Raw genomic sequence first — 2,380 nt, forward strand, 5'->3', positions numbered from 1 at the left:
AGCTCTAAAACAGCCCCCATGAACAGATTTTGTCCGTTTGGAACCCTTCAACATCTAAAAAAAGGGGAGGATAACAGTCTCAGATGAGACTCGATTTTTCAGAAGCCTAATAAATAGAGGTGCCCTTATTACTACCAAATCTAAAAACTGTATAATTCCCTGTAAACAAAGATGTTCATGGAATGGCAGGCCTGACGGTTGTCGAGATTGCAATCTAAGGATATATCTTGAATCTAAACACCTGAACGTGTTACATCTCACCAAAAATCCGGATTATCAGGAGCATGAATTATGGCCGATGTAGTGGTTGTAGGCTTTGGCTTCAGTGCGATTCCATTGATCCGCGAACTGATCTCCACAGGTATAGACTTTAGGATAATCTCAGCCGATGGCAACAGCGTCTGGGACCGTCTTAATAAGAGTGGAAGATTAGACTTTGATCTAGTTTCCAGTTACTTAACAAGCTTTTACTCGTTTGACCTCGTAGATGAATTCCAAAGGGATCATTACCCTTGTGCTACTCAGTATTATGAAATGCATCAGAAGTGGCAGAAGCACTACGGAGAAAGAGTTATCCGAGACATTGTGACCAGGGTCGATAACTTTGCCGATCACAGCGTTGTATATACCCAGAGTGGCACTACGATTAACGCACGGCATGTGGTCTTCGCAACTGGGTTTAGTCGAGCCATCTTTTCACACCTCACCACCACCGATTACAACGCACCAAATAAGACGTTTGTGTTTGACACAATGGGAGATTCTGCCAACCTGATGATTTCCCATTTAATTCCCCATGATGCGAAGGTGATCATTCGCACGAATGGGTTTCACCCACGGGATAAGGTCGTGCCAGCGTTTGAAACGACCCACACCTTAGATCAACTGGAGTTTCAAAATTTTCGCTACTTCTCCAATCGTCATTACGCTGACATCGTTTACGGTGCAACCGCTGGTACTGGAATTCCTATTTTGATCGGCGATCAATTTCCAGTCAGCCTACGGGACGATAGTTGGAACACCAGCGAGTCACGTCCAGCCAGTGGTGCCGTTGCCATAAAATACTGGCCCATTGATGAATATTGCCGCAATTTTAGCGACAATTTGCCCGATGCATTTTCAAAGGGCTATTTTTTGAATGACATTTGCATGTGGTTGCATACGGGCCGCGCCATTGTTGTCCCCAAAGATACCCCAATCGATTTTGAAAAGAAAACGATTACCTACGCTGGGATTGAAAGAGCTTTCGATCATTACATCAAGGGCGATACGGAAGCACCAAGGCTGCCCACCATTATGGTTGACGGAGCAGACCCCTATCAATATCAATATCGCGATAACTTTATGGGAGTGATCCCAAAGACGCTGAACAATATCTACATGCTTGGCTATACGCGACCATACAGTGGGGGGTTAGCGAATATTATAGAAATGCAGGGATTGTTTATTCACAAGCTTGTTACTCAACCGGGTTTTCACTATCACATCCATCGCAATTTAGATGCTCGCATCACAAGCTATAACAAGCATTATTTTGGTGATAGCGAGCCTCGTCGGCATGACCATCTGGTTTACTACGGCTTTTACAACGATGATGTGGCGAGATTGCTTGGTATTGATTACAAACCTCAAGATTGCAAATCGATACAGGACTTGATGTTCTACTATGCCTTCCCAAACAATGCGTTCAAGTACCGCCTGAGGGGAGAGTATGCGGTGACAGGTGTCGATAGATTAATTGGGAAAGTAAATCGGCAGTTCAAGAATTTCATCGTCAGCTTTGCCTATCTGTTGCAATGTAGCATCAAAGAACCTGACAAACGTCCGGCATGGCTGCACACCGTCAAACGGCACTTCTTTAATGACATGCGACATAAGGAACCTTATCGACCCTTTCTTGAGGAGTATATTCAGGCTTATCGCCAGTTCAAGCAGGTACATATTGAGCCGATTGAAGATCCACAATGGAATGCCCTGGTAGCTAATGCCTGCCAGACCAGAGACGAGGCGATGTCACAAATCTCGTCCCCGTTGAATCATCAGATGGATGAAGATATTGCAGGGGAAATTCAGCTAATTCAGTCATGGCTCGATAACAATCAAGAATTGGGCCAATTGAGATTTGACCCAACGCGCGCCTCAATTTTTGCCTCTATGGTGGAGCCACCAGACTACGAGATGTCATTTTTAGATTAAAAGAGAGATGCAGCCTTTATTTTTTAGACACTCGCTGTAAATACTGCAAATAGTAACTGTTCCACCGACACCGTTGGCTGAGCGAAGCGTCTCCTTCGGAGTTAGTCTCCTTCGGAGTTAGGCCAACACTCCTAGCCAGCATCCCCTTCGACTTCGCTCAGGGGACGCTTACCTACCAATAACC

Annotated in this window: 1 protein-coding gene; it reads left to right on the plus strand. The window is 45.0% G+C overall.

The genetic code is table 11. The features are described 5' to 3' along the window. The first annotated feature begins 291 nt into the window (after positions 1-291). The gene (locus QGP82_RS06120; RefSeq protein WP_163670417.1) at positions 292-2,196 is read left to right on the plus strand and encodes an NAD(P)/FAD-dependent oxidoreductase; all 1,905 of its coding nucleotides are present in this window, start codon (positions 292-294) and stop codon (positions 2,194-2,196) included. Positions 2,197-2,380 lie beyond the last annotated feature (184 nt).

It is taken from the genome of Leptothoe sp. LEGE 181152, assembly GCF_032906605.1.
Lineage (GTDB): Bacteria > Cyanobacteriota > Cyanobacteriia > Phormidesmidales > Phormidesmidaceae > Leptothoe > Leptothoe turfae.